This is a genomic window from Labedaea rhizosphaerae, from assembly GCF_004362825.1.
Lineage (GTDB): Bacteria > Actinomycetota > Actinomycetes > Mycobacteriales > Pseudonocardiaceae > Labedaea > Labedaea rhizosphaerae.
On the sequence record NZ_SNXZ01000001.1, the window covers coordinates 1,036,906 to 1,063,494 of the forward strand.

Annotated in this window: 28 protein-coding genes; 16 read left to right on the plus strand and 12 right to left on the minus strand. The window is 69.1% G+C overall.

The window, feature by feature from the left end; translation table 11 throughout:
- Nucleotides 1-81: 81 nt before the first annotated feature.
- Entirely contained in the window at nucleotides 82-1,983 is a 1,902-nt protein-coding gene (locus tag EV186_RS04670) for a glycosyltransferase (RefSeq protein WP_133847811.1), read from the minus strand.
- 99 nt (nucleotides 1,984-2,082) lie between these two features.
- Nucleotides 2,083-2,514, minus strand: coding sequence for a GtrA family protein (locus EV186_RS04675; RefSeq protein ID WP_133847812.1), 432 nt, complete (start codon nucleotides 2,512-2,514; stop codon nucleotides 2,083-2,085).
- 71 nt (nucleotides 2,515-2,585) lie between these two features.
- On the opposite strand from EV186_RS04675, the gene dprE1 reads away from it, so the two are divergent.
- Genes dprE1 through EV186_RS04690 form a run of 4 tightly spaced genes read left to right on the plus strand, consistent with a single transcriptional unit; the run spans nucleotide 2,586 to nucleotide 5,510 of the window.
- Nucleotides 2,586-3,956 (plus strand): decaprenylphosphoryl-beta-D-ribose oxidase, encoded by a 1,371-nt coding sequence (gene dprE1 / locus EV186_RS04680; RefSeq protein WP_133847813.1) that lies wholly within the window; start codon nucleotides 2,586-2,588, stop codon nucleotides 3,954-3,956.
- The gene (dprE2, locus tag EV186_RS04685; protein ID WP_133847814.1) at nucleotides 3,953-4,708 is read left to right on the plus strand and encodes a decaprenylphospho-beta-D-erythro-pentofuranosid-2-ulose 2-reductase; all 756 of its coding nucleotides are present in this window, start codon (nucleotides 3,953-3,955) and stop codon (nucleotides 4,706-4,708) included. Before dprE1 ends, dprE2 begins: the two co-directional genes overlap by 4 nt.
- Nucleotides 4,708-4,989 carry a putative quinol monooxygenase gene (locus EV186_RS39360; RefSeq protein WP_208115471.1) on the plus strand — a complete coding sequence of 94 codons (282 nt, stop codon included), beginning with the start codon at nucleotides 4,708-4,710 and terminating at the stop codon, nucleotides 4,987-4,989. The genes dprE2 and EV186_RS39360 overlap by 1 nt, the downstream gene beginning before the upstream one ends.
- On the plus strand, nucleotides 4,986-5,510 hold the full coding sequence (locus EV186_RS04690) for a phosphotransferase family protein (protein ID WP_208115472.1): 525 nt from the start codon (nucleotides 4,986-4,988) through the stop codon (nucleotides 5,508-5,510). Before EV186_RS39360 ends, EV186_RS04690 begins: the two co-directional genes overlap by 4 nt.
- A 40-nt stretch (nucleotides 5,511-5,550) precedes the next feature.
- Here the strand turns inward: EV186_RS04690 and EV186_RS04695 are convergent, their stop codons facing one another.
- The 8 genes from EV186_RS04695 to EV186_RS04730 all read right to left on the minus strand — a co-directional run bounded on the left by EV186_RS04695 (nucleotide 5,551) and on the right by EV186_RS04730 (nucleotide 13,639).
- On the minus strand, nucleotides 5,551-6,342 hold the full coding sequence (locus EV186_RS04695; protein ID WP_208115473.1) for a nucleotidyl transferase AbiEii/AbiGii toxin family protein: 792 nt from the start codon (nucleotides 6,340-6,342) through the stop codon (nucleotides 5,551-5,553).
- 67 nt (nucleotides 6,343-6,409) lie between these two features.
- Nucleotides 6,410-7,393 (minus strand): helix-turn-helix domain-containing protein, encoded by a 984-nt coding sequence (locus EV186_RS04700; protein WP_133847817.1) that lies wholly within the window; start codon nucleotides 7,391-7,393, stop codon nucleotides 6,410-6,412.
- A 234-nt stretch (nucleotides 7,394-7,627) separates the two neighbouring features.
- A complete protein-coding gene (locus EV186_RS04705; protein WP_279538273.1) occupies nucleotides 7,628-8,539 on the minus strand; it encodes a decaprenyl-phosphate phosphoribosyltransferase in 912 nt (303 codons plus the stop codon).
- A complete protein-coding gene (locus EV186_RS04710) occupies nucleotides 8,536-9,048 on the minus strand; it encodes a phosphatase PAP2 family protein (protein ID WP_133847818.1) in 513 nt (170 codons plus the stop codon). Before EV186_RS04710 ends, EV186_RS04705 begins: the two co-directional genes overlap by 4 nt.
- A gap of 1 nt (nucleotide 9,049) precedes the next feature.
- Nucleotides 9,050-10,255, minus strand: coding sequence for a UDP-galactopyranose mutase (gene glf, locus EV186_RS04715; protein ID WP_243753812.1), 1,206 nt, complete (start codon nucleotides 10,253-10,255; stop codon nucleotides 9,050-9,052).
- A 91-nt stretch (nucleotides 10,256-10,346) separates the two neighbouring features.
- On the minus strand, nucleotides 10,347-11,813 hold the full coding sequence (locus tag EV186_RS04720; protein WP_133847820.1) for a hypothetical protein: 1,467 nt from the start codon (nucleotides 11,811-11,813) through the stop codon (nucleotides 10,347-10,349).
- 26 nt (nucleotides 11,814-11,839) lie between these two features.
- Complete coding sequence (locus EV186_RS04725) at nucleotides 11,840-12,697, minus strand: LLM class flavin-dependent oxidoreductase (RefSeq protein ID WP_133847821.1); 858 nt, start codon at nucleotides 12,695-12,697, stop codon at nucleotides 11,840-11,842.
- A 51-nt stretch (nucleotides 12,698-12,748) separates the two neighbouring features.
- On the minus strand, nucleotides 12,749-13,639 hold the full coding sequence (locus tag EV186_RS04730; protein WP_133847822.1) for an LLM class flavin-dependent oxidoreductase: 891 nt from the start codon (nucleotides 13,637-13,639) through the stop codon (nucleotides 12,749-12,751).
- Between the two features lie 82 nt (nucleotides 13,640-13,721).
- Here EV186_RS04730 and EV186_RS04735 point away from each other — a divergent pair, with 82 nt between their 5' ends.
- Nucleotides 13,722-14,540 carry an HAD family hydrolase gene (locus EV186_RS04735; protein ID WP_133847823.1) on the plus strand — a complete coding sequence of 273 codons (819 nt, stop codon included), beginning with the start codon at nucleotides 13,722-13,724 and terminating at the stop codon, nucleotides 14,538-14,540.
- On the opposite strand, the gene EV186_RS04740 is transcribed toward EV186_RS04735, so the two are convergent.
- Nucleotides 14,537-14,764: a hypothetical protein gene (locus EV186_RS04740; protein WP_133847824.1), complete on the minus strand. Its 228-nt coding sequence runs from the start codon at nucleotides 14,762-14,764 to the stop codon at nucleotides 14,537-14,539. The genes EV186_RS04735 and EV186_RS04740 overlap by 4 nt on opposite strands.
- Before the next feature lie 94 nt (nucleotides 14,765-14,858).
- Between EV186_RS04740 and EV186_RS04745 the strand changes: the two genes are divergently transcribed.
- The 10 genes from EV186_RS04745 (at nucleotide 14,859) to EV186_RS04790 (ending at nucleotide 24,387) form a co-directional block, all read left to right on the plus strand.
- Entirely contained in the window at nucleotides 14,859-15,734 is an 876-nt protein-coding gene (locus EV186_RS04745) for a helix-turn-helix domain-containing protein (RefSeq protein WP_133847825.1), read from the plus strand.
- Complete coding sequence (locus tag EV186_RS04750) at nucleotides 15,721-15,894, plus strand: DUF397 domain-containing protein (protein WP_133847826.1); 174 nt, start codon at nucleotides 15,721-15,723, stop codon at nucleotides 15,892-15,894. The genes EV186_RS04745 and EV186_RS04750 overlap by 14 nt, the downstream gene beginning before the upstream one ends.
- A gap of 66 nt (nucleotides 15,895-15,960) precedes the next feature.
- The gene (locus EV186_RS04755; RefSeq protein WP_133847827.1) at nucleotides 15,961-18,006 is read left to right on the plus strand and encodes a DUF6541 family protein; all 2,046 of its coding nucleotides are present in this window, start codon (nucleotides 15,961-15,963) and stop codon (nucleotides 18,004-18,006) included.
- A gap of 8 nt (nucleotides 18,007-18,014) precedes the next feature.
- A complete protein-coding gene (locus EV186_RS04760) occupies nucleotides 18,015-20,072 on the plus strand; it encodes a DUF6541 family protein (protein ID WP_133847828.1) in 2,058 nt (685 codons plus the stop codon).
- Nucleotides 20,073-20,125: 53 nt separating this feature from the next.
- On the plus strand, nucleotides 20,126-22,099 hold the full coding sequence (locus tag EV186_RS04765) for a DUF6541 family protein (protein ID WP_133847829.1): 1,974 nt from the start codon (nucleotides 20,126-20,128) through the stop codon (nucleotides 22,097-22,099).
- A gap of 55 nt (nucleotides 22,100-22,154) precedes the next feature.
- The gene (locus EV186_RS04770; RefSeq protein ID WP_133847830.1) at nucleotides 22,155-22,844 is read left to right on the plus strand and encodes a glycosyltransferase family 2 protein; all 690 of its coding nucleotides are present in this window, start codon (nucleotides 22,155-22,157) and stop codon (nucleotides 22,842-22,844) included.
- Between the two features lie 4 nt (nucleotides 22,845-22,848).
- The gene (locus tag EV186_RS04775; protein WP_133847831.1) at nucleotides 22,849-23,223 is read left to right on the plus strand and encodes a DUF2304 domain-containing protein; all 375 of its coding nucleotides are present in this window, start codon (nucleotides 22,849-22,851) and stop codon (nucleotides 23,221-23,223) included.
- Nucleotides 23,224-23,286: 63 nt separating this feature from the next.
- Nucleotides 23,287-23,640, plus strand: a complete 354-nt coding sequence (locus tag EV186_RS04780) for an STAS domain-containing protein (protein WP_133847832.1) — start codon at nucleotides 23,287-23,289, stop codon at nucleotides 23,638-23,640.
- A gap of 72 nt (nucleotides 23,641-23,712) precedes the next feature.
- A complete protein-coding gene (locus EV186_RS04785; RefSeq protein WP_133847833.1) occupies nucleotides 23,713-23,967 on the plus strand; it encodes a hypothetical protein in 255 nt (84 codons plus the stop codon).
- 93 nt (nucleotides 23,968-24,060) lie between these two features.
- The gene (locus tag EV186_RS04790) at nucleotides 24,061-24,387 is read left to right on the plus strand and encodes a Fic family protein (RefSeq protein ID WP_133847834.1); all 327 of its coding nucleotides are present in this window, start codon (nucleotides 24,061-24,063) and stop codon (nucleotides 24,385-24,387) included.
- Here the strand turns inward: EV186_RS04790 and EV186_RS04795 are convergent, their stop codons facing one another.
- On the minus strand, nucleotides 24,388-25,326 hold the full coding sequence (locus EV186_RS04795; RefSeq protein WP_133847835.1) for an NAD-dependent epimerase/dehydratase family protein: 939 nt from the start codon (nucleotides 25,324-25,326) through the stop codon (nucleotides 24,388-24,390).
- Between the two features lie 46 nt (nucleotides 25,327-25,372).
- On the opposite strand from EV186_RS04795, the gene lhgO reads away from it, so the two are divergent.
- Nucleotides 25,373-26,551 (plus strand): L-2-hydroxyglutarate oxidase, encoded by a 1,179-nt coding sequence (lhgO, locus tag EV186_RS04800; RefSeq protein ID WP_133847836.1) that lies wholly within the window; start codon nucleotides 25,373-25,375, stop codon nucleotides 26,549-26,551.
- Nucleotides 26,552-26,589: the final 38 nt, after the last annotated feature.

Below are 26,589 nucleotides of genomic sequence, written 5' to 3' on the forward strand. Positions count from 1 at the left end.
CACCGTCAGGGGCAGATTTCGGGTGCACAAAACAAGAACGCCCCCACCTGGCGGTCGGGGCGTTCTCGGTGAAACCGGAGTTCAGAGGCGGTAGAGGCGGGCCCAGTTCTCGCGGCTGGTGAGCTCGGGCATCGCGTCCTTGAACTGCTGCTGGACCGCGTTGCCGTCCTTGATGAAGCGGCGCATCAGGGCCGCCCCCTCCTTGCCCAGCCGGAACATCGTCTCGCGGTCGTAGCGGCGCACGCGCACGCCTTCCTGCGAGGCGTCCGTGACGACGGCCGTGTCGAACTGGGAGACGTGCCACCACGACGCCTCGTCCGCCGGGATGGTGCCCTGGTGGTGGACGTGGCGGCCGCGCAGCTGGTTGACCACGCGCTTGGCCAGCACGAGGCGCTTGAGCTTCGGCGTCGGGCCGGACGGGATCATCGGCAGCTCACCGGAGCGCAGGCCCGGCACGTCGGAGGCCGGGTGCCGGAACGTCTCCGGGTACTCGGCACGCAGCTTGCGGATCATGCCGACCGCGTCCGCGCCGCCGTCCTGCAGGATCTCCGGGCCGGCCAGGAAGTCCTCGACGGCCTTGAGCAGGGTCGCGGCCAGGCCGTACTGCATGGACAGCAGGTAGCGGGTCAGCTGCGCGAACAGCACCCGGGCGACGTGCTTGGTGTCGAACCGGCTGTGCAGCGCGGCGGTGATCAGCGAGTTGCGCAGGTTGAAGTACCGGTGCCAGTCGTCCCAGTCCTTCCAGCCGAAGTCGGCGTGCCACACGCCGGCACCGGGCAGGGTGACCGTGGCGAAGCCGTGGGCCTTGGCGCGGTAGCCGTACTCCGCGTCGTCCCACTGGAAGAACAGCGGCAGCGGGTAGCCGCACGCCTTGACGATCTCGGTCGGGATCAGGCACGACCACCAGCCGTTGTAGCCGGCGTCGACGCGCTTCTCCTGGCGGTTCGGCTTGCCGGTCTCCTCGTCGACGCCGGTCAGGTCGGCGGCGCTCAGCGCGTCCTTGGCCACCTGGCCGGGCGCGAGGTTCTCCAGGTCGGCCCACTCGGCGCCGACGTGGAGCTGCTTGGGGTGCAGCAGGTTCAGCATCTGCCCGCCGACGATCACCGGGTCGACGGTGCGGTTGGCGAACGAGTTCAGCCGGATCGTCATGTCCGGCTCGAGCAGGATGTCGTCGTCCATGAACAGGACGTTCGCGTGGTCGGACTGCTTGGCCGCCTCGAACAGGCCGCGGGTGAAGCCGGCCGCGCCGCCGAGGTTCGGCTGCTGGATGTAGCGGAACTTCGCCCCGAGCGCCGCGCTGACCTCGGCGAACGCCGGACGCGAGTCGACGGTGTCGTTGCCCTGGTCGGCCACGTAGACGGCGTCGAGGAACTCGAGCGCCTCCGGGTCGGCGGCGAGGGTCTTCAACGTGGTGATGGCGTCGTCGGCACGGTTGCACGTGCACATCACGACGGCGGCCGGGCGCAGCTTCTCCGGCGACTCGACGGTCCAGCGCACCTGCTCGACGGCCAGCTCCTGGCCGACGCCGGTGCGCAGGTCCAGCCACAGCGCGCCGCCGTCGTTGAAACGGTCGATCTTGGCCGAGAGGGTGACCTGCTCGTCCTTGGCGCCCCAGACGTCCTTGACGGCGACCGTGCGCGGCTCGCCCTCGGCGTCCGAGGCGAGCACCGAGAGGCGACCGGAGCCGGTGACGACCAGCTCGACGCTCACCTCGCGGACCACGGTCCAGCGCTGCCAGTACGCGGCGGGGAACCGGCCGAAGTAGGTGTTCATCGACACCTCGGCCGACGGCTCGAGCACGATCCGGCCGCGCTCGCGGCGGGCGAGCCCGACGGTCACCTCGGCGTACAGCTCCTCCGGGGCCACCGGGGACGGGCCTGCGAACAGTCCGCGCTGGGCGATGAGTCTGCGCGGCGCGGTGTGCTCTACGAGCGTGACCTCCGCGTCAGGGGCCGGGGTCGCGGGTGCAGTCCTGCCGGGCATTACGCCTCAGTCCTCCATGGGGTGCCGTGCGGGGGTATCGCGCCATTCCAAGGTACAGGCCGGGAAGTCCGGCCTGGCCTGCACCTTTGGAACGGGGCCTCAGCTGCGGAAAACCACCGTGCGCAACATGATGAAGTTGATCAGGGTCGCGGTGCCCTGGGCGATCACCCACGCCAGCGCGTACTCCCAGCGGAAGGCCGGGAGCACGGCGAGCATGAGCGCGTTCACGCCGACGTTGACGAAGAACGTCACGACGTACAGCAGGACGAACCCGCCGACCTGCGAGGCGCCGCCGGTGCGGGCGCTCGCGAACGTGAACCTGCGGTTGAGGAAGTACGCGGTCGTGGTGCCGCAGACGAAGCTGATGGCCTTGGCGATGTTCGCGTTCAGGCCGAAGTGCAGAAGAAGGGCGTAGACGCCCGCGTCGATCAGCGCGCAGAAGCCACCGATCAGGACGAACCGGACCAACTGCGCGACCAGGCCGAGCTTCTGCGCAGGCACCTCGGCTTGTTCTGCCGACACCGCAGTCACCGCAACTCCCTTTACCGCTGAGACAGCACGCAGTGTAAAGGTCACATCTTGGATCAGTACCCTTGACGTCCGTGGACGCCGAGAGTTATGAGCGCAGGACCCTCACCGGATGGGGCCGCACCGCCCCTACCACCGCTTTGGTCGGCACCCCGCGCTCCATCGACGACGTGCGCGCGGCCATCGCCGACGCGGGACGACGCGGTGTGATCGCCCGCGGCCTCGGCCGCTCCTACGGCGACCCCGCGCAGAACGCGGGCGGGCTCGTGCTCGACATGACCGGGCTGGACCGCATCCACGAGGTCGACGTCGACAGCGGCCTCGTCACCCTGGACCCGGGCGTCAGCCTGGACAAGCTGATGCGCGAGATGCTCCCGCACGGGCTCTGGGTGCCGGTGCTGCCGGGCACGCGCCAGGTGACCGTCGGCGGTGCCATCGCGTGCGACATCCACGGCAAGAACCACCACTCGGCGGGCAGCTTCGGCAACCACGTGGTGGCGATGGACCTGCTCACCGCCGACGGCCAGGTGCGCACGCTGACCCCGGACGGTCCCGAGTCGGAGCTGTTCTGGGCGACCGTCGGCGGCGTGGGGCTGACCGGCGTGATCGTGCGCGCGACCGTCCGGTTGAAGAAGGTGGAGAGCGCCTACTTCTACGTCGACAGCGACCGCACCGCGAACCTCGACGAGACCCTGGAGCTGTTCAAGAACGGCTCCGACGCCGGGTACGACTACTCGATGGCGTGGTTCGACGCGATCGCCACAGGCTCGAACTTCGGCCGCGCGGTGTTCTCCCGCGGCTCGCTCGCCACCGTCGACCAGCTGCCCGACAAGCTCAAGTCGGACCCGTTGAAGTTCGACGCGCCGCAGCTGCTGACGCTGCCCGACGTCTTCCCGAACGGCCTGGCCAACAAGCTGACGTTCGGCCTGCTCGGCGAGGCGTGGTTCCGCAAGGCGCCCAAGAAGGGCCGCGGCCTGATCCAGAACCTGACCGCGTTCTACCACCCGCTGGACATGTTCGGTGAGTGGAACCGCGGCTACGGGTCCAGGGGTTTCCTGCAGTACCAGTTCATCGTGCCGTTCGAGGCCGAGGCACAGTTGCGGGCCATCACACGGCGCATCGCCGAGTCCGGGCACGTCTCGTTCCTGAACGTGCTCAAGCGGATGGGCGAGTCGAGCCGCGCGCCGCTGTCGTTCCCCATGCCGGGCTGGACGATCACGGTGGACTTCCCGATCAAGGCCGGGCTGCACGAGTTCTGCGAGGACCTGGACCGGATGGTCCTCGAGGCCGGTGGCCGGCTGTACCTGGCGAAGGACTCGCGGACCAGCGCGGAGACCTTCCACCGGATGTACCCGCGCATCGACGAGTGGCGCAAGATCCGCAACGCAGTGGACCCGGAGGGCGTGTTCGCCTCCGATCAGTCGAGAAGGTTGGAACTCACGTGATCGACGCTGTCGGCAACCCCCAGTCGCTGCTGCTGCTCGGCGGCACCTCGGAGATCGGGCTCGCGATCGCGTCCGCTTATGCGTCGCGCCGCCCGTTGCGGGTGATCCTGGCCGGGCGCCCATCGTCCCGTTTGGACGCCGCGGCCGCGTCGTTGAAGGAGCAGGGCGCCACGGTGTCCACGCTTCCCTTCGACGCTCTCGATTTCGCTTCGCACCAGGAGGTCGTCGACAAGGCCTTCGCCGATGGCGACGTCGATGTCACCGTTGTTGCTTTTGGACTCCTGGGTGACCAGGAGCAGGCCTGGCAGGACCACGCGACCGGCGTCGAACTGGCGCAGGTGAACTACACGGCGCCGGTGTCGGTCGGCATCGCGCTGGCCGCGCGGTTGCGTGAGCAGGGCCACGGCAAGGTGATCGCGTTGTCGTCGGTGGCCGGCGAGCGCGTGCGCCGGTCGAACTTCGTGTACGGCTCGACGAAGGCCGGGTTCGACGGGTTCTACCTGGGTCTCGGCGAGGCGCTGGCATCCAGCGGCGTGCAGGTGACCGTCGTGCGGCCCGGCTTCGTGCACACGAAGATGACCGCCGGGATGAAGGCCGCCCCGCTCGCGACCACGCCGGAGAAGGTCGCCTCGATCGCGGTTGCGGCGTCGGCCGCGGGCAAGGACCTGGTGTGGGCACCCTCGCAATGGCGACTGGTGATGTCGGCGCTGCGGCACGTGCCGCGCCCGATCTTCAAGAAGCTGCCGATCTGATGGTCATCGTCGCGGGCCGGCTGTACGTCGACGACCGGGACGGCTACCTGGCCGGGTGCTCCGAAGTGGTCGCCCTGGCGCGGCAGGCGCCGGGCTGCCTGGACTTCAGCGTGTCCGCGGATCTGGTCGAGTCGGACCGGGTGAACGTGTTCGAGCGCTGGGAGTCGCGGGAGGCCGTCGAGGCCTTCCGCGGCAGCGGCCCGACCTCCGAGCAACTGGCGGCGATCCGCTCGGCGTCGGTGAGCGAGTACGACGTGACCGGCGAGCGCTCCCTGACGTGATCTCGGCGGCCCAGCAGGCGTTGCTGAACCGGTGGCTGTCGGGCGCATCGGTGGTGTGCGACCACAGCTGGGGTCTGGTCGGCACGACCGTCCTGGAGCTGGCCTGGCTGGACCAGGAGCACAACATCGCGCCCGCGATCGTCCAGCGGACGAGGCGGCTCATCGAGTCGTGGCCGACGCCACCCGCCGTGCTCGTGCCCACCCACGGGGACTGGCAGCCGCGCAACTGGCTGGTCCACGAGGGCGTGGTGACCGTGATCGACTTCGGCCGCGCCGCCCTGCGCCCGGCGTACACGGACTTCGAGCGGCTCGCGGCCCAGCAGTTCCTGGCCGACCCGTCGCTGGAGCCGGCGTTCTTGGCGGGGTACGGCACCGATCCGCGGGAGCGCGAGGCGTGGCCACGGGCCCAACTCCGCGAGGCTGTCGGCACCGCTGTCTACGCCTTCCGGGTGGGCGATGGGGAGTTCGAGCGGCAAGGCCACCGCATGGTCGCCGACGCCCTACGCGCCTTTCCTGACTAGCGGCCCGTCGATCCAGGAGCAAGCCGGCTCCGCACGCCCGTCACATTGCGGCGAGATATGCCTGCACTGCACCATGCGCGTGAAAGGCCAGGTCAGCGCGTTGGTCAAGATTCGCATCGGCACCGACGAACCGAGCATAAGAAATGGAACCGTGATGGTTTTCACTGGCGAATGCCGCAGCTAGTTGGTCGTTTAGGGCGCCGATCGCCGCCGAGTGGCGCTGTGCAGCGTCCTCAGCGATTTCCTGTGCCAGGCCGGCTGGACCTCCAGGCCAAGCGTCCAGCAACCAAACCAAGTCGTATGCGTCCTTGTCTTTGTTTCGTTCTACCAATGCCGCCACTTTGGCAGCCATGAAGCCAGCCGGACCAGTTACGGGGAACTCGAAGTCCATCAGTCCGGCCCCACCGGGAAGTGGCACTGTTCGCTTCACCAGGCGGCGCTCGGCGGTAAGCAACTCACCGGCGTTCAGCGCGAGAGCGGTCAGTCGGCTACCCATTGTCTGCCGTCCGCGCCCTGGCCGCGGGCGGTACATGCGACCGGCAACGCGACCTTTTCCAGCAGGGCAGAAGAACTCTACTTCCGTTCCCGAGGGGTGCAGCCAACGGAATGTCACGTCGCTGGGCTCGAATCCGTTCTGCCGCAGCTGGGTCTCCATGCGCTCGTAGCCTTCCGCCCCTTCCTCGAGGAGGGCGATCGACAGGCACAGGTCCACATCTCGTGTGCCGACGTGCGGCTTCGCGTAGGCCGGGTCCACGACAGGCACGAGCAGTGTCGGCACGAGACCGCCGATGATCGTCGATCCATCACCGGCGAACCCCAGAACCCGCAGCACGTGCGCGGCCTCTCCCAGGATCCGATCGAGATCATTCGGATTGAAGGCCGTAGTGTCCCGCCCGCCATTAATAGCCAAGCATCACTCTCCGGTACGTGGTGGCAACCTCAGACCCGCGGGGCAAGGACAGCAGATCCAGATACACCCTGACAGGCGCGGATACGGCTAACCCGTCGATGTCGACCGATCCTTTCCGTCCACTGCCATCCGCATCCGACCAGAGCACGACATTCGCTCCGCGCGGGGTCCGTTTCATCCCAGCACGCTGCGCTACGGTCGCGAGGTCCTGGTTCGGGTCGATCCACACGTGGACTCTGGTGAACTCTGTCGGACCAAGCTCCGACAACGTCGCAGCGGCCATCCCGGTCACGGCATAGTCGCAATGAGCTGTTTCCAAACCCTGCACCGCACGATCAAGAATTTCGCGCCCGTTACGCCCGTACACATGGGTGGCCCACTGCAAAGGTCTTGGACGAGCGGCCGGCTGCTCGGCAAGCCAGTCCAACAGAGCGCCAGGCTCGCGGACTCGGCGGTGACTGGTGGGCCCACTGCCGACGCTTGTCACCAAATCGGCTTGCTCGAGGGTCGAGAGGATCCGCTGTGCGTGTCCCACAGACAATCCGGCGTCCTCATGCAAGCGCCGCACGGTCCACGGTTTCTCTGCATCTGCAAGGATCGTCATCACCGCGCGGACGCCGCCTGGCGGCAACGGTGGAATAGCGCGCTGCGGCTTGTCGGGTTCATTGTCGGTCTGATCAACATGCGCCAGGTGCAGCACGCCGTCGGCCGCGACCAGGTGCAAGGTGTGCCGGTCACCGAAGGACTGCCCTCGACGTGCCATCTGCGACCGCAACCTGCTGCCGAGATTGGCTGCGACCAAGACCTGCTCGGGAGTTAGTTGCGTCGACCGAACTTGCGGCCACGACGCGATCGCCCAACGATGCCGCTGACCGCCCAGGTGCGCGACGACCTCATCGCCATTGACCGCTACCCGCGCCCAGGGCGCATATTCGACCCAGGCTCGTATGACGGCCGCCTCGGGACTGGCCACTTCGCGGCTCCGTTCACTCACAAGCTATCGTTCACTATACACTGAACATCAGCTTTCTAGTGAACAGTAGGAGCGCCGGACAGTCCATGCGCCTGTCCGTCCGACGTGGAACACACCCAACGCCAACGGGGGACACACCCGGTCCGAACGTGGGACACACCCGGCGCGAACGTGGGACACACCCCGCGCGAGTGTGGGACACGCCCGGTCTGAGCGTGGGACACGCCCGGAGGGTTAGAGGTAGACGGAGAGGGCGAGGGTGGCTACCCAGGCGGCGCCGAGCACCTGGAGCACTCGGTCGCGCAGGGCGATCTCTTCGGGTTCGCCCGCGTTGCCGCCGTCGACGTCGACGGCGTAGCGGAGCACGGCGATGGTGAACGGGACCATGGAGATCACCGGCCACACGGACCGCGCGTGCTGGTGGATCTCGAAGGCCCACAGGCCGTAGGTCATGATCATGATGGCGGCCGAGGTGGCCCACACGAAGCGCAGGTAGCTCGACGAGTACTTCGCCAGCGAGGCGCGGATCTTCGCGCCCGTCTTCTCGAAGAGCAGGATCTCCGCGTACCGCTTCCCGGCCACCATGAACAGCGACCCGAACGCGGTCACCAGCAGGAACCACTGCGACAACGGGATCCGCGCTGCCACGCCACCGGCGATGGAGCGCAGCAGGAACCCCGACGCCACGATGCACAGGTCGATCACCGGCTGGTGCTTCCAGCCCAGGCAGTACCCCAGCTGCACGGCCGCGTACACCGCCAGCACGACGAGCAGCGGCCACCCGGCGAGCAGGCTCACGCCGAACGACGCCAGGGCCAGGACCACGGCGGTCCCGTAGGCGACGGGCACCGGGACGATGCCCGCGGCGATCGGGCGGTTGCGCTTGGTGGGGTGGGCCCGGTCGGCTTCGACGTCGATGGCGTCGTTGACCAGGTAGACCGCGGAGGCGATCAGGCAGAAGCTGACGAAGGCGATCCCGCACTTGAGCAGCACGTCGCCGTGGTGGATCAGGTTGGCGGTGAACGGCGCGGCCAGCACCAGGACGTTCTTGACCCACTGCCTCGGCCGCGCGGTGCGGATGAGGCCGAACAGCATCCCGCCCGGGCGGCGCTCAGCCTGCTCGGCAACGCCCTCTACCGCACTCACGACCCCTTCTTCCTCCTGCGCAGCTTCCGGCCGACCAGGCCGCCGATCGCCGCGCCCAGCGCGGAGCCGGCCAGCACGTCGCTCGGGTAGTGCACGCCGAGGACCATCCTCGACACCAGCATCGGCGGCACCAGCAACGGGACCAGCTTCCGCCCGGTCAGCCGCGAGTACAACACCGCCGCCGCCGTGGTCGACGTCGCGTGCGCCGACGGGAACGACAGCTTGCTCGGCACGCCGACCAGCACGCGCACCGACGGGTCGTCCGGGCGCCGGCGCCCGACCACGCGCTTGACCACGATCGACGCGGCGTGCGCGGCGACCACGCCGCCCGCCGCGATCAGCCAGTCCTTGCGGCGCTCACGGTCGACCGCCGCGCCGAGCAGCCCCAGCGCCAACCACCCCGCGCTGTGCTCGCCGAAGAACGACAGGCGCTGCGCCGCCTTCACCACCTGCGGCGTGGCGATCGCGTTCTGGACCGACGCCAGGGCGGCGGTCTCGGCCTGCGACACGTCAGCCGTCCAGTGATCCGTCGAGCGGCGCGCCGTCGGTGAGGTGCGGTCCGACCTTGTTGTCGAACACGGACAGGGCCGAGCCGATGGCCATGTGCATGTCCAGGTACTTGTACGTGCCGAGCCGGCCGCCGAAGATCAGGTTGCGGTTCTTGGCCTCGCCCTTCGCCAGCTCGCGGTAGGCCACGAGCATCGCGCGGTTCTCCGGCGTGTCGATCGGGTAGTACGGCTCGTCGTCGTCCTTGGCGAAGCGGGAGAACTCCCGCATGATGACCGTCTTGTCCTTCGCGTTCGGGTACTCCCGCTCCGGGTGGAAGTGCCGGAACTCGTGGATGCGGGTGTAGGGGACTTCCTCGTCGTTGTAGTTCATGACCGAGGTGCCCTGGAAGTCGGCGGTCGGCACGACCTCCTGCTCGAAGTCGAGCGTGCGCCAGCCCAGGCGGCCCTCGGAGTAGTCGAAGTAGCGGTCCAACGGTCCCGTGTAGACGGTCGGGGTGCCCTCGGGGATCTGCGAACGCACGTCGAAGTAGTCGACGTTCAGGCGCACCTCGATGTTCGGGTGGTTGGCCATCTTCTCCAGCCACGCCGTGTAGCCGTCGACCGGCAGGCCCTCGTAGGTGTCCTTGAACCACTTCGCGGTGAAGTCGTAGCGGACCGGGAGCCGGGTGATGATGTCGGGCGAGAGCTCACGCGGGTCGGTCTGCCACTGCTTGGCCGTGTAGCCGCGGATGAACGCCTCGTAGAGCGGGCGCCCGATCAGCGAGATGCCCTTCTCCTCGAGGTTCTTCGCGCTGGCGCTGTCGATCTCGCTGGCCTGCTTGGCGATCAGCTCGCGGGCCTCGTCGGGCGTGTGCGAGCGGCCGAAGAACTGGTTGATCAGGCCCAGGTTCAGCGGCAGCGGGTAGACCTGGTCCTTGTACTTGCCGAACACCCGGTGCTGGTAGTTGGTGAACGCGGTGAACTGGTTCACGTACTCCCACACCCGCTTGTTGGAGGTGTGGAACAGGTGCGCGCCGTAGCGGTGCACCTCGATGCCGGTCTCCGGTTCCGCCTCCGAGTAGGCGTTGCCGCCGATGTGGTGGCGCCGCTCCAGCACGAGCACCCGCTTGTCCAGCTGGGTGGCCGTGCGCTCGGCGATCGTGAGCCCGAAGAATCCGGAACCCACGACGATGAGGTCGTAGCCGTCGTATTTGGCGTCCGCAGTCACGGGAATCGAGGGTACCGGCGCGCCTGGCCTGCTCTGCGTCAGGCCAGGTACTTGACGGCAAGACCGGCCGCAGGCGGCACCGGCCGGGCCGTCAGAAGTGCTTGGCCACCTCGGCCATCAGCGGTTCGAGTTCGGTCTGGCGGCTGGGGTCAGCCTTGCCGTCCGTGTTGCGCGGCACGCGGAACGTCGCCACCACGCACCAGTAGTAGGGCTGCGACGTCTTCGGGTCCTGCTTGCCGGGGTCGACGCACACCGAGGTCTGCGGCGGCTGGCGTTCCGCGCGTGTCTCGGCGTACACGCCGGGGTGCCCGGCCACGGCGACCTTGCGGGAGACCGACGGATCGAGGGCCGCCGACGGATTCCCCCAGACCCGGAAGTCCAGCTGAACGGCGTGATCCGGCCGCACGTAGGAGCACCCCAACTGGTCCGTGACCGGCCGCATGCCCGGGAACCGTGCGTTGACCGCGTCGAGCGTCGCCGCGCAGAGGACGTGCCCGTCGGTCCGCGCGGCCACGGTGACGTTCGCGGGCAGCGGAGTCGGCTGGTAGGGCTCGCACTCGTCCTGCGGGTAGTCCACGCAGGCGCCCGGGTTCGGCTCGTCGGGCTCGTCCGGCCGGTAGGTCAGGCGTGCCACGGTGCCCGGGACCTGCGGCTTCTCGAGTTCCTTGATCAACGCGCCCAGCACCGCGGTCATCTGCGCCTTGGTGCCCTTGCAGTCGTCGACCGACAACGTCATCAGCCGGTTGTGGTCGCCGGAGTAGGTGCCCTGGCTCCACGTCCACCGGCAATCGCCGTCGCCCTTGTAGTAGATCGTCTTGCCCGCGACGGTCGCCCACTTCGTGCCCCAGCCGCCGTCCGGCGGTCCCGGCTCGATCAGCATCGAGAAGATCGTCATGCCGCCCCCGTAGAGCCCCGACGCGTAGCAGTCGTCGATGGTGGTGCGGATGTTGGACGGGCCCTCGGCGATCTTCGTGCCGACCGTCGCCACGGCGTTCTCCAGCACCGTGCACGCCTCCTTGCTCAGGTCGGGCCGGTTGGCCGGGTGCTGCACCGTGGTCAGCTTCCGCAGGTTCCCGACGACCTTCGCCGCGTACTTGTCGATGTCGTTCGCCTTGCACCCGCGGCGGCTCGGGTAGGGCAACAGGTCGATGGTGATGGCGTAGTCGAAGCTGACCGGCACCTCGGCCCGGCAGAGGTCCGAGGTGAGCACGGAGATCCCGTCGACGGTCGCCCCGCCGATCTCCTTCTTCCCGCCCGCGAACCGCCCGGCGCGGGGATAGCGATCGGCCACGGTGACGTGGACGCTCGAATGGTCGGGCAGGTCGACGATGCACATGTGCGGGCTGCGGCGGTGGGCGTCACCGAAACCGGCCAGCAGGCACGGGTCGAGGTTGACCAACGTGCCCAGCACGGCCTTCTCATCGCGGTCGGGCACGCGGGGCGCGGGCGGGTGCGCCACCGGCGCGCTGGGTGGTGCGCTCGGCGGCGCCGGGTCGCTGGTGCACCCGGCGACCAGCGACAACAACCCCAGCACCACGATGAGAGCGCGCACGTCCAAGGGACGCAGCCGCGCCCGGTTCGGTTTCAGAGGTGGGGCAAAACGTCCGCGGCGACGCGTTCCAGGACGTCCTCGCGGCCCGCGTAGACGCCATCGGGCCGCGGCCAGTGGGTGATCACGTCGGTGAACCCGAGCTCGCGGGCCCGGCCGGCCATGTCCTCGAACACGGCCACGCTGGACAGCGAGAACACCGGCCCGTCCAGGCTCAGGAACCGGTCGATGTCGGCCCCCAGCTCGTTGAACCGCTCGACCAGCCCCGCGATGCTCCGCCACCAGCTCTCGTAGTCGTCGGCCTCGCCACCGGTGGTCACCCACGCCTGACCGAACCGCGCGGCGAGCCGCATCGCCTTCGGGCCGTTGGCCGCGATCAGGAACGGGATGCGCGGCTGCTGCACGCACCCGGGCGCGCTGCGCGCGTCGACCGCCGCGTAGAAGTCGCCGCGGTAGTTGGTGATCTCGTTGCGCAGCAAGGCATCGGTGAGTTCAACGAACTCCTCGAAGCGTGCCTGGCGCACCTTCGGCGTGGGTTCCGGGTTGCCGAGCACCACGCTGTCGTAGCCGCCGATGCCCCCGCCACCGGACCCGATGCCGAGGGTGAACCGGCCGTTCGAGACGTCGTCGAGGGTCAGCAGCTGGCGGGCCAGCGTGACCGGGTGCCGGAAGTTCGGCGACGCCACGTACGTGCCGAGCCGGATGGTCGAGGTGACCAGGGCGGCCGAGGTCAGCGTGGGGATCGCGTCGAACCACGGGCCGTCGACCAGCGTCCGCCAGCCGAGGTGGTCGTAGGTCCAGGCGTGGGCGAAGCCGTAGGACTCGGCCGCCTGCCAGCGGGGCCTGGCCTCGGACCAGCGGTGTTCGGGGAGGATCACGATTCCGGCGCGCATGTGCGCATCATGTCAACGCGGGGTGCTCCCGCGCGAACGACATCGGCCCGGTCAGCGCCCGGCCAGCTCGGGCAGGACGTCGGCGGCGATGTCCTCCAGGACCTGCTCGGCGCCGGCGAAGATCCCGTCGTCGCGGGGCCAGGGGGCGACGACGTCGGTGAAGCCGTGTTCGGCCGCGCGGCCGAGTGCGTCGCGGAAAGCCTCCACCGAGGCCAGGGGGTACTCCGGCGCCGCGTCGAGTTGGAGGAAGCGGGCCGGGCGGCGGGGCTGGCCGACCTCGATCAACGCGTCGGTGAACTTCTCCGAAGCCTCGCCGACCGAGCGCCACCAGTCGTCCATGGTCACGTCGGCGCCCCACGCGCCGCCGGTGGTGGCCCAGCCGGTGCCGAAGCGGGCGGCGATCTTCATGGTCTTCGCGCCGTTCGCGGCGACCACGAAAGGAAGGCGCGGTCGCTGCACGCAGCCGGGCGCGGACCGCGCTTCGTCCACTGTGTAGTACTCGCCGTGGAACGTCGTCCGGTCCAAAGTGAGCAGTTGGTCGAGCACCTCGACGAACTCGCCGAACCGCGCGGCGCGCTGGCCCGCCGTAAGTTCCGGCGAACCCATCACGGTGTTGTCGTAACCCGTTGCGCCACCGGCACCCACGCCGAGGATGAACCGGCCGTCGCTGATGTCGTCCAACGCGGTCAGCTCCCGCGCGAACGGCACGGGGTGGCGGAAATTGGGTGAGGCAACGAAAGTGCCGAGGTTGATCCGCTCGGTGACCATGGCGGCGGCCGTGAGCGTTGGCACGGCACCGAACCACGGACCGTCCACCAAGGACCGCCAGCCCAGGTGGTCCATGGTCCAGGCGTGGTCGAAGCCGTAAGACTCGACCGCTTGCCATTTGGGCTCAGCGGCCCACCAGCGGTGTTCCGGGAGTATCACGATGCCGACACGCACGCGTGCACGGTAGTGGGCGGTCGCACATGTGCCTACACCTTTGGGGTAAGAATCGCCGTCACCCGTCAGGGATGATGGGCACGTGCAGAGACCAAGACTCGTTGCGTCCGACGTCGACGGCACCTTGCTCGGCCCGATGGAAGCGCTTTCGGACCGGACCTTCGACGTGCTCCGGCGTGTCGAGGCCGCCGAGGTGCCGTTCGTGCTGGCCACGGGCCGGCCGCCCCGGTGGATCCCGCCGGTGGCCGTGCCCGCCCAGCTCACCGGGTACGCCGTCTGCGCGAACGGTGCGGTGCTCTACGACATCGCGGCCGACCGGGTGGTGCGGGTGCATGGTCTGGACCCCCTGCAACTGGGCGACATCGCGCACGCGCTCGAGCCGGTGCTGCCGGACATGTCGCTGGCCGCCGAGCGGATCGCGGTGGGCGACCCCGCGACCGGCGGCGACGACGTGCCGTTCGTCACGGAGTTGTCGTATTCGAACCCGTGGGGCAACCGCGAGAACCACAACGTGCCGCGCGCCGAGGTCACCGGCCGGCCCGCGGTGAAGCTGCTGGTCCGCCACCACGACATGACCAGCGACGAGATGGCCGCGATCGCCCGCGAGGTGCTGGGCGAGGCCTTCGACATCACGTTCTCGACGGGCCGGGGCCTGATCGAGGTGTCCGCGCCCGGCGTGACCAAGGCGACGGGCCTGGCGGACGCCGCTGCACGGCTCGAGGTCGATCCGGCGGACGTGATCGCGTTCGGCGACATGCCCAACGACGTGCCGATGTTGAAGTGGGCGGGCCAAGGGGTCGCGATGGCCAACGCCCACCCGGAGGCGCTGGCCGCCGCCGACGAGGTGACGGCCTCGAACGCGGAGGACGGGGTCGCCCAGGTCCTGGAGCGCTGGTTCTAGGCGACCAGGTGGGCGGCGGTGGTGAGGGTCGGGCAGGGCCAGAGCTGGCGGCACGTGCGGCAGGTGAGGCTGTCGGGGTGGTCGTGCTCGGCGACGAGGGTGCGAATGATGGAAACGAGATTCGGCACCAGCTCTCTAGCGCGCGCTACGTCGCCTGCGCGGCTTTCGAGTTCGTCGAGGGTGGCGAAGATGGCCTCGCTCATGCCATCGATTTCAATGTTCATAGGATGATGACAATGGGTGCCACGCGGGACATTCGATAGCCCAATCCGGTGGCAAACTCACATTGACAGGTGGGACAATCGGTTTACTGACCTCATGCAGGATCGCGAACCCACCATCCGCGGCAGAGTCCTCGGCGAAGGATTGCGCCGAGCCATGGCCAACGCCCGGTTGACCGGCAAGGCCGCGGCACACCAACTGGACTGGGACGAGAGCAAGATCTCCCGGATGCTCTCCGGCAAGCGGCCAGGGTCCGAAGTGGACACAGCCGCGCTGCTGGCCTTGTGCCGGGTGCATGGCGAAGAACGCAACCGCCTGCTCAGCCTCGCTCGCGACCAGAGCACCCAAGGCCTACTCCGGCAGCACGGCTCGCACCTCCCCAAGGAGGTGGCGGAACTGGTCGAGCACGAGAACCTGGCCGTCGAGCTGATCAACTATGAAGGAGTGGGAGTACCGGGGCTCCTTCAGACGGATGAGTATGCGACAGCCGTGATCACGGCCCTCCCGAACGTGCCGAGGTCGGAGATTCAAGAGCGCGTTGCCATTCGCCTGGCCCGGCAGGCCCTGCTCAGTGCTCCGGGCTCGCGAAACTTCACCTTCTATCTCCACGAGTTCGTGCTACGGCTGCCCGTGGGCGGGCCCGCGGTTATGTCCGCGCAGTTGCACAAGCTGTTGCAGCTGTCGGTTCGTCTGAACATCACGATCCGTGTGCTCCCAGCAGAGCTTGGCGCACACGCTGCATTTTGTGGCTCATTCATGTTTTTGGAGTTCGCGGATTTCCACCCTGTGATCTACCTGGAATCAGACACTTCGAGCTTGTTCTTGGAGAAGCAAGAAGAATCCACCGCTTACCGTCAGATCATTGCTTCGCTAGCAGGCAACGCGCTCGATGTGGGACAATCGCGAGAGCTCATTTCCCAGGTCGCGGTTGAGCTGTATGCGGATGGAGACGATCACTATGACCTCACCTGAGCCGCTCGTGTGGCGCACAAGCAGTTTCACCGGAACCGGCAACTGCGTCGAGGTCGGGTGGCCTGAGCGGCGCGTGGCTGTTCGCGACTCCAAGAACACCTCGGGCCCCACGATCGACTTCCCCCGCTCGACCTGGGCGGCGTTCCTGGCCCAGCGCTAGGCGCACCCGGCAACCCCCATACACTCGATCGGCCGAAACCCTCCTCCATCTCCACCTAGGGACGTCGTGATCGAGTCGCTTCAGCTGATCGCTGCTGTTCTCGTCGTCCTCGTCCCCGGCCTCGCGCTCCTCATCGCCCTCGGCATCCGGGACAAACTGTGGTGGGCGGCGCTTGCCGCTCCCATCACCTTCGGCCTCATCCTCATCACCTCGGTCCTCACCGGGCTGACGCGCATCCCGTTCACCGCCTACGCCGTCCTCGTGGTCACCGCGCTGGCCGTGGGCATCGGGTTCACCATCCGGCGCCTGTCCGTGAAACCCCCCGCCTACGACCCGCCGCCGAAGGCCACCGCCACGGTCCGGCTCGCGCAGGTCGTCGGCGCTTTGCTCATGCTCGCGGGCATCGTCACCGCCTACGTCACCTGGCGCACGAGCATGGGCGCCTGGGCCACCCCGACCCAGGAACACGACCCCATCACCCACTCGGTCCTCACCGCCTACATCCACTTCACCGGCCGCGCCGCCCCCTGGCAGCTCGCCCCCGCCAACGTCCTCACCGGCCAGCCCGTCGCGTTCTACCCACCCGGGTTCCCGCAGCTCTCGGCTGTCATCACCGACGTCACCGGCGGGCACCCGCTGGTCGGGATGAACCTGGCGACGATCGTCGTGCTGGCCATCGTCTGGCCGCTGACCGCGGGCGCCCTGGCCGCTGCCGTCGTCCGCCTGACCGACCGGGGACCGGGCTGGACGTACGTCGCCGCCGGGCTTGCCGGGCTCATCGCCGCCGTCATCTACAAGCCGACCATCTCGCTCCCGCACGACGGCGGCGTCTACCCGCAGGCCGTCGCATCCGTGCTGGTCCCCGGGTTGATCGCGGCGATGCTCACGGTCCGGCGGCGGCACTGGGCCGGCGGCGTGCTGATCGGCATCGCGCTGGCCGGGACCATCAGCGCGCACTCCAGCACGATCGTCCCGATCGGTGTCACGGTGGCCGGGGCCGCGATCGGGCTCCTGGTCACCCGCGCGGGCCGCGCCCGGTTCGCCGAGGTGGTCCTGCCGCTGCTGGTCACGCTCGGGTTCGCCGTCATCCTGCTGTTGCCGGTGATCTCCGGGTCGGCCTCGCAGGGCGGCTCGGTCTCCGACCACCCGCCGGACATCGAGGTGCAGACCCTGCGCCAGGCGCTGGACAACACCTTCGACCTGACCTACGGCGGGTTCTTCGACCCCACCGGCGCATTGCGCCAGCTGACCCTCGGGATGATCACCATCCTCGGCGCGCTGGCGGTCATCGTGCTGCGCCGCGGCTGGCCGATCCTGACCGCCTACCTCGCGTGGGTCGGCGTCGTCATGCTGTTCCAGCTCGCGCCGACCAACGTCATCTCGCGGACTCTCGGCGCGTTCTACTACCAGGGCTTCCTGCGCCTGGAAGTGAACATGTTCCTGCTGATCCCGGCCGTGATCGGGGTCGGCGGCGCGATGGTCGCGGCGGCACTGGCCGGGCTGGCGAAGTTCTGGCGGTTCGCGCCGATCGCCACGCTGGCCGCGGTGGTCGTCGCGACCGCCGTGCTGTTCTCCACCACGTTGAGCGGCTACGCCGACCGCAACACCGAGGCCCTGACCTCGCGCTACACGAAGCCGGACATCAACCGGTACGACATGTCGGACTTCGTCGCCGTCGACTGGCTGCACCAGCACGTCAAGCCCGGCGAAGTGATCATGAACAACGCCAACGACGGGTCGACGCTCGCCTACGTCGAGTTCGGGTTGCCGCTGGTCAACACGTCCTCGATGGGCCAGCAGTTCCTGGTGCCGCAGACCGTCACGCTGCTGTCCCGGTTCAACCAGTACCCGACCGACGGGGAGATCCAGCGCATCCTGCGCGACTACAACGTCACCTGGGTCTACGTCGACTCGTGGGCACCGATCATCCTGGCCGACCAGCGCAGCTGGGTCGGCGCCGAGTACTACACGCTCGCGCCCGGCCTCAACGACATCGCGGGGCTGCCGGGGATGAGCGTGGCGTTCAAGTCCGGGCACGTCACCATCTACCGGCTGGACCTGAGCGCGATGCCCGCGACCAGCCCGCAGCCCGCCGGTCATCCCCCGAGGTAAGGAACCGCATGTTGACCCAGGGATACCAGCTGTTCGCCGGGACGGTCGCCCTGTTCGTCCCGGGCCTGGCCGTGCTGCTGGTGCTGGGTGTGCGGGACAAGCTGTGGTTCGCGGGGATGGCGGCGCCGATGACGTTCGGCGTCCTCGTGCTGGCCTCGTGCGTGACCGGGGCGACCGGGCTGCGCTTCTCCGCCTACACGGTGGCCGGGGTGCTGGTCGTCCTGCTCGCCGCGACCTACGGGATCCGCCTCGTGCTGCGCAGGCGCAGGTCGCCGGCCCCGGCGGAGGACGAACCCGAGCCGCCCCACGATTCGCCCGGATCGCTGACCGGCGGCACGCTGCGCGCCACCACCACGATCGGCGTGGTGGCGATGCTCGGCGCGATCGGGCTCAGCGTGCGCACCTGGTACCGGGGTCTGGGCGGCACGTGGGCCACCCCCACCCAGGAACACGACACGATCACGCACAGCGTGCTCGCCGCGTACGTCCACTTCTCCGGCAAAGCGGCGCCGTGGCAGATCGAGCCGCTGAACGTGGTCACCGGCAAGCCCGTCTCGTTCTACCCACCCGGTTTCGCGCAGCTCTCCGCCGTCATCGCCGACCTCACCGGGGCCGCCCCGATGACCGGCATGAACGTGGCGACCGTGGTGGCGCTCGCGATCGCGTGGCCGCTGTCGGCCGCCGCGCTCGCCGCCGCCGTGTGCCGCACGGCCGGGCGCAACAAGGGCTGGACCTACCTCGCGGGCGGCATCGCGGCCGTGATCGCGGCCGTGCTGTACCGGCCCGCGATCGCCTTCGCCCACGACAGCGGCGTGCTGCCGCAGGCCATCTCGATCGTGCTCGTGCCGGGCATCGTCGCGGCGGTGCTCACCACCCGCAGGCGGCAGTGGTCGGCGGTCTTCGCCCTGTCGCTCGCGGCCGCCGGGGTGATCGCGGTGCACCCGAGCGCCATCGCGTCGCTGGCGTTCACCGGCGGAGCCGCCCTCGTCGGCCTGCTCCTCAGCCCGGCCGGACGGCAACGGCTGCGTGAGCTGGCGCCACCCCTGCTCATCCCCGCCGGCGTCGCCGCCGTGGTGGCCGCCGCCGCGGCGATCTGGTTGCTGGCCAAGGGATCCGGCATCGGACGGGGCACCGCCGACATCCCGCCGCAGTCGTTCGGGATGGCGCTGAACAAGACCGTCGCCCTGGCCTACAGCGGCTACCTCGACCCCAGCAACCAGCTGCGCCAGCTCGTCATCGGAGCGCTCGCGGTGGCCGCGGCGATCGTGGTGGCCGTGTTCCGACGCGGCTGGCCAGCGCTGGTCATGTGGGCGTTCTGGGTCGTGGTGAACGTCCTGTTCCAGCTCGCGCCCAACAGCATCGTGGGCGATGTGTTCGGCACCGCCTTCTACCGCGTGTTCAACCGGCTCAACGCGCACACCTACGTGGTGCTCCCCGCGTTGATCGGCGTCGCGGTCGTGCTCGTCACGGCCGCGGCGCTGCACCTGCTGCGGTCGTGGCGGCTCGCGCCGATCGCGGTGCTGGCCGCGGTGGTGCTGGTGGGTCTCGCGTTCGGCGGTTTCGTGCTGCGCGGCTACGCCCAGCGCAACGTCGACGCGCTGGCCAGCCGATACAGCAAGCCGGAGTTCGACCGCTACGACCAGTCCGACTACGACGCGGTGCGGTGGCTGCACGACCACGTGCGGCCCGGCGAGATGATCATGAACAACGGCAACGACGGGTCGACCCTGGCCTACGTCGAATACGGGATGCCGATCGTCAACGTCACGTCGATGGGCGCGGGCTCGACGCCGTACACGGTGGCCCTGCTGGCGAAGTTCAACACCTACCCGCAGGACCCGGGGATCCGGCAGATGCTGCACGAGCACGACATCACGTGGGTGTACGTCGACACGCACGCCCCGATGATCGCCGCGAGCCCGACCAGCTGGGTCGGCCAGTCGCGGTACACGGTGGCGCCCGGGCTGCAGAACGTGGCCGGGTTGCCGGGGATGAGCGTCGCGTACCAGTCGGGGCACGTCACGGTCTACCGGCTCGATCTCGACGCCGTGCCCGCCCGCGGCTGACCACCCACCAGGCGCGGACTACCGTTGCCTCGCCCCCGGATCGAAGGAGCACAGTGTCCTGGTTGAGCTTCGTGCCGGCCGTGCTGGTCGCCGCCGCGTGGCTGCTGCTGCCGGGGCTGGCCGTCGGCTACGCGATGGGCCTGCGCGGCGTCATCTGCTGGGGCCTCGCCCCCACGATGTCCGCCGCGGCCATCTCCGTGTCGGCGATCCTGCTGGGCGCGGCGGGGCTCGGCTTCACGCCGGTCACCGCGCTGATCCCGATCGTCGTGCTGGTCGCGGCCATCGCCGCGGTCGCCCTCACGCTGCGCAACCGGTTCAACGTGATGCGCAGGCCGGACCCGCGCGCGGTCGCCTGGTGCGCGGTCGCCGGGGTCGGCATCGCCGCCGTGCTGGGCGTCATCGGCACGGTGTCCGGGTTCGGCCGGCCCGACAACATCCAGCAGACCTACGACGCGGTGCTGCACTACAACGGCGTCGCCGCGATCCTCGACCTGCACAACGGCTCGCCGCTGGCGGTCAGCCCCAAGCTCGGCGCGGGCGCGTTCTACCCGCTCGGCTTCCACGACGTGGCCGCCCTGACGTCGATGACCACCGGCGCGGGCGTGATGGGCGCGGTGAACGCGACCGTCGTGGTGACGCTGGCGTTGATGTGGCCGCTCGGCTGCGTCGCACTGGCCCGCCAGCTCTTCGGCTGCCGGCCCATCGCCATGACGGTGACCGCGGTGCTGAGCCTCGGGTTCACCGCCTTCCCGTGGGGCTTGTTCAACTTCGGCGTGCTGTGGCCCAACGCGTTCGGCTTGGCCATGGTGCCGGCCGGGCTCGCGGCGCTGTGCGCGCTCGTCGGCATCGCCAGAGACGACGCGATCGGCCGGGTCCGGTCGATTCCCGTCCTCGTCGCCATTGGCGCGGCGGCTGTGCTCGCGCAGCCGAACACCGTCTTCAGCCTAGGTGCGCTGGCGCTGGTGCCGATCACCGCGAGCCTGTTGCGCTGGGCGTGGCGCCGCCACCGCGACCGCGGGCAGTGGTGGCTGGGTCTCCTCGCGATCGCCGGGTACCTGGTGGTGCTCTACGGCGGCTGGAAGTTCATCAACTCGCTGGCCATGGTCAAGCAGGTCAAGGACTTCAACTGGCCGGCGTTCCAGGGCCGGCTCGAGGCCGTCGAGGACGTGCTGATCAACGGCACGAACTGGTGGACGCCGCAGTACTTCCTGGGTGCGCTGGTCGTCATCGGCGCCGTGATCGCGTTGTTCACCAAGGGTTTGCGGTGGGTGCCGTTCGCGCACGCCGTGACCGCGTTCCTGTTCATCCTGGACGCGTCGCAGGACACGCCGCTCTCGGCCAAGCTGACCGGCTTCTGGTACAACGACTCGGTGCGCATCGGCGCGATGCTGCCGATCACCGGGGTGGTGCTGGCCGCGGTCGCGGTCGTGCGGATCGGCGACTGGATCTTCGGCTACGCGTCGCGGTGGGCCTCCGGGCGCCAGCTCGGGGTGGCCGGCCCGGCGTTCAAGTCCCCGGCGACGTTCCCCGCGTTGCTGCTCGTGGTGGTGCTCGCCGTGACCGGCAGCATGTACACCCGCCAGCACATCGGCGTGATCAGCAGCCCGTACAACGCGCGCGCGGCGACCTCGAACGGCAGCATCGTCGACCAGCAGGAGCTGCCGTTCTTCGCCGAGGTCGCGAAGGTCGTGCCGCCGGGCGTCGTGATCGCGAACGACCCGTGGGACGGCAGCGCGCTGCTGTACGCGTTGCACGACCGGCAGGTGCTGTTCCCGCACATGGGCACCTCGGTGAACGGGGACCGCAAGCTCCTGGCGACGTCGCTGAACGCGCTGTCGACCGACCCGGCCGTGTGCCAGGTCGTGCGGAAGCTCCACGTCGGGTACCTGGTGGTCGCCCACGACCGGTTCTGGGTCACCGACAACCGGCAGAAGCTCTACCCCGGCCTGCAGGACCCGACGCTGCCCGGGTTCGAGAAGTTGATCGACCACAACGGGTTGCGCCTGTACCGCGTGACCGGGTGTTGACCGGCGGCCGGTAGCCTGCTTCGGGTAGTTCATCCCTGTCCCAGTGGGAGGCGACGTGGCCAACCAGTCCGATGTGTGGCTGGTCGTACCCGTCTACAACGAGGCGACCGTGATCGCCGACGTGGTGCGCGAGGCACGCAAGACCTTCCCCAACATCGTCTGCGTCGACGACGGCAGCAAGGACGCCTCGGCCGACGAGGTCCGGCTGGGCGGTGCGCACCTGGTGCGGCACCCCGTGAACCTGGGCCAGGGCGCGGCCCTGCAGACCGGCATCGAATACGCGCGCGCGCAGCCCGGTGCCCAGTACTTCGCGACGTTCGACGCGGACGGCCAGCACCGGGTCGAGGACGTCGAGCGGATGGTCCAGCGGCTGCGCGACGAACCACTGGACATCATCGTCGGGACCCGATTCCACGGGGACGAGGGCGACATCCCGTGGCTGAAGCGGGTCGTGCTGAAGACCGTGGTGTTCCTGTCGCCGACGTTGCGCAAGCTGAAGCTGACCGACGCGCACAACGGGCTGCGGGTGTTCAACAAGACCGTGGCCGACGGCATGAACATCACGCTGAACGGCATGGGGCACGCGTCGCAGATCGTGGAGATGATCGCGCACAAGGGCTGGCGGGTGGCCGAGGAGCCGGTGACGATCCTCTACACCGAGTACTCGATGGCCAAGGGCCAGTCGCTGATCAACGGCGTGAACATCCTGTTCGACACGGTTCTCCGAACCAACGCTCGGCGGTGACGGCATGATTGTGATCCAGTTCCTGCTGATCCTGGCGGTTCTGCTGCTGCTGGTGTTCTTCCTGCGCCACCACGGGACCACCCGCGCGGCGGCGGGCGTCAAGATCGGGTTCGCCCTGTTCCTGATCTTCGGCGCGGTGGCCGTGCTCGCCCCCGGGGCGGTGACCGACCTGGCCAAGATCGTCGGCGTCGGCCGCGGCGCCGACCTCGTGATGTACGGCTTGGTGGTCGCCTTCGGCTTCGCCACGATCAACACGTACCTGCGGTTCAAGGAGCTCGAGCTGCGGTACGCGCGGCTGGCCCGGGCGATCGCGTTGCGGTCGGCGGAAAGCCCGTCACCAGGCGATACCGACCACGACGGCACGCTGCACCAGAGCTGATGGCCTCTCACGCCGTGCCCGGTTCCGGGCTAGCGTGGTGGTCCTGACTCGGACAGGACCACCATGGAAAGCAGCAACGCGCACGTCACCGTCACCGCATCCTCCGGCGCAGCCGTCGTGCTCACCATCGACGGCGCCTTGGACGCGGTCTCGTCGTCCGCGGCCGGGGAGAGCCTGCGGGAGGCCGTCGATTCCCTGCCGCCGCCATCGCTCGTGGTGGTGGACCTGTCGACCGTGGGGTTCTTCGCCGCTGCCGGAGTGCACTTGCTGGCCGAGGTGGCGAACGCGTGCACGCGGCGGGGATTGCGGATGAGGCTGGTCGTGGCGCCGGAGTCGGTGGTGGCGCGAGTGGTCAGAATCGCCCGCCTGGACGACTTGCCCACCTACCCCACCCTCGCCGACGCCCTCCACAACTAGCGCGCCGAGGGTCGCTACCTGCCGTTTTCCGGTATCGTGGTGATCGAACCCGGGGGGGCAGGAGGTGTAGTTGTGGCGTCCGTGGACGACGTAGCCGCTGCCCTCCTGGCGAAGACCGGGACGATCACCACGCGCAAGCTCTCGTACTACTCGAGGCAGCTCTCGGACCCGGACACCGCGGTCTCCCATGCCGCGGCCAACGCCGCGATCGAAGGCCAGGAACTCGACGACGACTGGCAGGAAACCCTGCGGAGGATTGCCACCGGTGAAGCGTCGGTCGACGACGTGATTGCGGCCGAGATCCGGCGGATCGGTCCAAGTGCCTGAACGAGGCAAAGCGCAAAGATCCTTATAGCCTCCCGAACGGCTGCTTGCGGAACAAGCTCAACATCACCGACGCGCAGGTTCTGGCGACCATCGATGCCTCCGCACTTCGTCGCGGACCAGATGTCCTCGGTGCTGGCTGAGCTGGACCGCGATCGCTGGCTCATCGGGCGGTCGCGCGCAAGCGTCCTCGAACGGCTCGCCTACTACTACGGCGAGATCAATGCCCGGCACCCGTTCCGGGAGGGCAATGGACGCACGCTGCGGGCGTTCCTCCGGCAGCTGTGTGCGTCGGCCGGCTATCGCCTCGATTGGTCAGCTCTGGATCGAGAGGCGAACATGGCCGCGTCGGAACACTGCTTCCACACCGGGAAGTACGACAGGCTCGTCGCCGTCCTGGACCCGGTGGTCCACCGGATCTAGTCAGGCGAGTTTGCGGAAGTAGTCGACCGTGCGGCGGACGCCTTCGGCGACGTCCACTTCGGGGGTCCAGCCCAGTTCGGCCCGCGCCGCCGACACGTCCAACGCCGACGCGCGCAGGTCACCGAGGCGGGCCGGGGCCATTTCCGGCTCATCGGGGGCGTTGGCCGCCGCGGCCACCAGGCTGTGGAGCTCGCGGTCCGACGTCTGGACCCCGGTCCCGATGTTGAACCGGCGGCCGTCGCCCGCCGAGCCGGAGGCCGCGATGAAAGCGGACACCACATCGCCGACGTACACGTAGTCCCGCGTGTTGCCGCCGTCGCCGAACAGCTTGGTCGGGCGGCCGGCCAGGAGGGCACCGGCGAAGATCGCCACCACGCCGGCCTCGCCGTGCGGGTCCTGGCGGGGGCCGTAGACGTTCGCCAGCGCCAGGTGCGTGCACTCGAGGCCGTACAGCTGGCGGTAGGTGTTCAGGTACACCTCGCCCGACACCTTGCTCGCGGCATAGGGCGACATCGGGTTGATCGGGACGCTTTCCGACACCGGGAGCTCGGTCGGGGTGCCGTAGATCGAACCACCCGACGAGGCGAACAACACCTTCCGCACGCCTGCCTTGCGGGCGGCCTCCGCGACGGCGATGGTGCCCAGCACGTTGCGGCGCGCGTCGTCCATGGGGTCGGCGACGCTGGCCCGCACGTCGATCTGCGCCGCCAGGTGGAAGACGACCTCGGGCGCGAACCCGGCGACCACGTCGGCCAGCGCCGGGTCGTTGATGTCGGTCTCGTTCAACACGAAGCGGGCCGACTCGCGTGCCGACGCCAGGTTGTCGGTGCGCCCACGCGAAAGATTGTCCACGCAGCAGACGTCGTGACCGTCGGCCAGCAACCGGTCGACCAGCGTCGATCCGATGAATCCGGCACCACCCGTGACCAACGCGCGCACGAGAATCCTCCAAGGTTCGACAGCGGCCCATCGTAGGCTCTGACCCGTGCAGCGTGTGGTGGTGGTTGGTGGCGGCATCCTCGGGCTCGCGGTCGCGCGCGAGCTGGTCCGGCGCGGCGATCGGGTTTCCGTGCTGGAGAAGGAGGACCGCTGGGCCGTGCACCAGACCGGCCACAACTCCAACGTCGTGCACGCCGGGCTGTACTACCCGCCCGGCTCGGCCAAGGCGACCATGTCCGTGGCCGGCAACAAGTCCATTGTGGACTACGCGGTGGCCCACGACGTCCCGGTCGAGGTGTGCGGGAAGCTGGTCGTGGCCACCACCGACGACGAGCTGCCCGCGTTGTGGGTGCTCGCCAGTCGCGCCGAGGCCAACGGGGTGCCCGCGCGGCTGATCGACCCCGTCGAGGCCCGCGAGTACGAGCCCGAGGTGTCCTGCGTAGCCGCCCTGCGGGTCGAGTCGACGGCGATCATCGACTTCCCCGCCATCTGCCAGGAGATGGCCCTCGAGCTGGCCGAACAGGGCGCCGACCTGCGGTTGAACACGGCCGCACGGGCCATCCGGACCACCGGCAACCACGTCGAGGTGGCCACCGGCGACGTCGTCCTGCAGGCCGACCTGCTGGTCAACTGCGCCGGGCTGCACAGCGACCGGGTCGCGCGCATGGCCGGCCTGGTGCCGGAAGCGTCGATCGTGCCGTTCCGCGGCGAGTACTACGAGCTGCGCGAGGACCGCCGCCACCTGGTCCGCGGGCTGATCTACCCGGTGCCGGACGCGTCGCTGCCGTTCCTCGGCGTGCACCTGACCCGCATGCTCGACGGCTCGGTGCACGCCGGCCCGAACGCCGTGCTCGCGCTGCGCCGCGAGGGGTACCGCTGGCGCGACTTCTCCGCGCACGACGTCGCCGAGGTCGCCCGCTTCCCGGGTACCTGGCGCCTGGCCAAGCGCTACCTGCGCACCGGCGTCGACGAGGTGGTGCGCTCGCTCTCCCGCAAGCGGTTCGCCGCCGACCTGGCCCGGCTGGTGCCGAAGATCGAGCCGGCCGACATCGTGCCGGCCGGCTCCGGGGTGCGCGCGCAAGCGCTTGCGGCCGACGGTTCGCTGGTGCAGGACTTCCTCATCCAGCAGGCGCCGCGCCAGGTGCACGTGCTGAACGCGCCCTCACCGGCCGCGACCTGCGCGCTGGAGATCGCCAAGCACATCGCGAACTCGATTCGGGGATAACGCGGATAACGGGTGACAGTCCGACGACGAGAGGTCAC